The organism is uncultured Aureimonas sp. (assembly GCF_913775355.1).
In the GTDB taxonomy this organism is placed as follows: Bacteria; Pseudomonadota; Alphaproteobacteria; order Rhizobiales; family Rhizobiaceae; genus Aureimonas.
Window position 1 is genome coordinate 1 of sequence record NZ_CAJYIU010000128.1, and the last position, 2,851, is coordinate 2,851.

General features: G+C 69.7%; 5 protein-coding genes. 4 read left to right on the forward strand and 1 reads right to left on the reverse strand.

What is annotated here, in order from left to right:
• The coding region (locus tag QZ753_RS08835; protein WP_294642883.1) for a glycosyltransferase at positions 1 to 348 on the forward strand (348 nt) is incomplete at its 5' end.
• A gap of 6 nt (positions 349 to 354) precedes the next feature.
• The gene (locus tag QZ753_RS08840) at positions 355 to 1,005 is read left to right on the forward strand and encodes a hypothetical protein (RefSeq protein ID WP_294642885.1); all 651 of its coding nucleotides are present in this window, start codon (positions 355 to 357) and stop codon (positions 1,003 to 1,005) included.
• Here QZ753_RS08840 and QZ753_RS08845 read toward each other — a convergent pair whose 3' ends face one another.
• Entirely contained in the window at positions 1,006 to 1,773 is a 768-nt protein-coding gene (locus tag QZ753_RS08845) for a glutaredoxin (protein WP_294642887.1), read from the reverse strand.
• A 61-nt stretch (positions 1,774 to 1,834) separates the two neighbouring features.
• On the opposite strand from QZ753_RS08845, the gene QZ753_RS08850 reads away from it, so the two are divergent.
• On the forward strand, positions 1,835 to 2,263 hold the full coding sequence (locus QZ753_RS08850; RefSeq protein ID WP_294642889.1) for a MerR family transcriptional regulator: 429 nt from the start codon (positions 1,835 to 1,837) through the stop codon (positions 2,261 to 2,263).
• An 89-nt stretch (positions 2,264 to 2,352) separates the two neighbouring features.
• Positions 2,353 to 2,851, forward strand: a 499-nt coding sequence (locus QZ753_RS08855) for a hypothetical protein (protein WP_294642891.1), incomplete at its 3' end; no start/stop codon positions are given.

A 2,851-nucleotide genomic window follows, 5' to 3' on the forward strand; every position in this document is an offset into this window, starting at 1 on the left:
ATCGTGATCGCGTCGGCGGGCGACAACACGATCCACGAGGTCGCGCGCGTCGGCGCCCGGCTCATCGTCATGCCGGACTGGCGCTATTTCGGCGAGCAGACGCGCAAGGCCGAGGCGCTGGTGAAGCTCGGCGCGGCGGTGACGGCTCCGATCTGGCCGGGCGATCTCGCCGGCTGGCAGGTGCTTCTGGCGCAGGCTCGCGCGCTGGATGGCGCGGCGATCGCCAAGCTCCACGAGCCGGACGCCGCCCGGCGCGCCGCCGGCTGGCTGGAAGGGCTGACGGACGAGCTCTGGGAGGGTGCGAGGAGCCCGGACGAGGCGGCCCCCGTCCTCAAGGCCGTCGGCTGATTTCCTATGGCGACGCTTCTGACGGTGCTTCGCGGCGGCGGCCGCTACGACGCGCTCTGGGTCGAGCGGCTGGCGCGCGGCGCCAGGCGCTTCGCCCCGGCCTTCACTCGCATCCTCTGCCTTACCGACATGGATCTCGCCGTCGAGGGCGTCGAGCCCGTGCCGCTCCGGCACGACTGGCCCGTCTGGTGGTCGAAGATGGAGGCCTTCCGGCCGGGCCTTGCCACCGGCACCACGGTGCTCTGCGATCTCGACACGGTGTTTGCGGGCGACGCCTCGGCGCTCGCCGAGCCAGGCCTTTGCGCGATGGAGGACTATTTCCTGAAGGGCCGTGTCTCCACCGCGCTCCTGCGCTGGGAGGGCGACGAACTCAGGCCCCTCTACGAGACCTTCGCGGCCGAGCCGGAGCGCTGGATGCGGCCGGGCTCCTGCGGCGCCGTGCCCAACAGCGTCCATGGCGACCAGGTCGTGGTGGACCATCTCCTGCGGCGCGAGGGCCGGGTGCCGCCCTTCCTGCAGGCGCGCCATCCCGGCCTTCTCGACTTCTACGATCCGGCGACGGAGCGGCCCGGCCCCGTCGTGATCTTCATCGGCCAGTCCAAGCCCGACCTTGCGGGCGAGCCGATCGCCTCGCTCTGGCGGGGCGAGGCCGGCTGATCACGCGAACGCGTGCGCGCCCATCCACAGCGCCATCGCGACCATCATCACGTTCTCGGTCAGCGAGACGAAGCCGAGCGGCACGTTGGACGAGCCGCCGACGCAGGCGCATTTCAGCTCGCGTTTGTCGACATAGACCGCCTTGAACACCGAGACCGCGCCCACCGTGCCGATGAAGAGGGCGACCGGCACGGAGAGGAACGTCAGGGCGCCGGCCAGCATCAGGACGCCCGCGAGCCCTTCGGCGAAGGGGTAGATGTAGGAGTAGGGCACCCAGCGCTTGGCCAGGAGATCGTAGTTCAGGAACATCGTCGCGAAGGTCTCGACGTTCTGCAGCTTCTGGACGGCGAGAAGGCACATGGCGACCGCGATGAACCACTCGACCGTGCGCATGGTGAACGGCGTGCCGAGCGCGGCGTAGGCGATCGCGAACGCCATCAGCGCACTCATGGCGAAGATCGCGATCACCGGCTTGTAGGTCGTCGCCTTCGGATCGGCGACGGACTTGCCGAAATAACGGCGCGTGTCGTCGTAGCCGCCGATCCGCTGGCCGTCGATGAAGATCTGCGGCGTCGTCTTCACGCCGTGCTCGGCCTTGAACGCGTCCACCGCCTCGCGCGTGCGCAAGGGGTGGTCCTCCACCTCGAAGCCCTGCCGCTTCAGAAGATCGAGCGCCTTCAGCCCGTAGGGGCAGGTGTGCGTCTCCATCACCATGCGATGGATCGCGGCGCGGCGGGAACTGGCGGACGGGGAGACGGCGGCGGACATCGGGGCGGCTTTCGCAAGGGATGGCAGATAAGAGGGCCGCACCCGATATAGGGTCCGTACCATGGTACGGAGTCAAGCGATGACGGGATGGACGATCGGGGGCCTTGCGGCGGAGGCCGGCATCGGGGTCGAGACGGTGCGCTTCTACCAGCGCCGCGGCCTCCTCGACGAGCCGGAGCGCCCTGCGGGCGGCGGGTCGGCCGGCGGGCACCGCCGATACGGCGAGCGGGACGCCGAGCGCCTGCGCTTCATCCGCGCCGCAAAGATCGCCGGCTTCACGCTGGGCGAGATCGCCGAGCTTCTCCGGCTCGACGCGGTTCGCGACCGGCCGCGCGCGCGCGAACTCGCCGAGGCGCGGGTGCGGGCGCTCGACGAGCGCATCGGCGAGCTGACAGCCGCGCGCGACCGGCTGCAGCACTTGGCCGCCGCCTGCCGAGGGGGAACGGACGGCCCCTGCCCGATCGTCTCCTCGCTGGCCGGAGGCGGCTGAGCGAGCCTGCCGCATTGCCGCAGCCGCGCATCGATTCCCCGGCGTCTTCGTTGCACGGCCAAGCAATGAACCCATCCGAGGCCAGAGCCATGAGCGAGACCGCCGAGAAGACCGACCCGAAGCTTTGGGAGAGCGTGAAGAAGAAGGTGACGAAGGGCGCCAAGGGCGGAAAGCCGGGCCAGTGGTCCGCGCGCAAGGCGCAGCTTGCCGTCCACGAGTACAAGGAGGAAGGCGGCGGCTACAAGGGCGAGAAGTCCGACGACAACAGCCTGCACCAGTGGTCGGAAGAGGACTGGGGCACGAAGTCCGGCAAGGAGAGCGGCACGCCCGGCGAGCGCTACCTCCCCACGAAGGCGCGCGCGCACCTGACGAAGGAGGAGTACGAGCGCACAACCGCCAAGAAGCGCCGCGACACCACGAAGGGCGAGCAGTTCTCGGCGCAGCCGAAGGATGTCGCCAAGAAGGCGGCCCCGTTCCGCAAGCACGGCCACGTGGCGACGAAGGCGGAACTCTATGCCGAGGCGAAGAAGTGCGGCATCGATGGCCGCTCCACGATGACCAAGGCCGAACTCGAAAAGGCGCTGACGG

Excerpts from the sequence above, each read along its gene's own strand:
- QZ753_RS08840 (WP_294642885.1), top strand. The coding sequence starts at position 355 with ATGGCGACGCTTCTGACGGTGCTTCGCGGCGGCGGCCGCTACGACGCG.
- QZ753_RS08845 (WP_294642887.1), bottom strand. The coding sequence starts at position 1,773 with ATGTCCGCCGCCGTCTCCCCGTCCGCCAGTTCCCGCCGCGCCGCGATC.
- QZ753_RS08850 (WP_294642889.1), top strand. The coding sequence starts at position 1,835 with ATGGTACGGAGTCAAGCGATGACGGGATGGACGATCGGGGGCCTTGCG.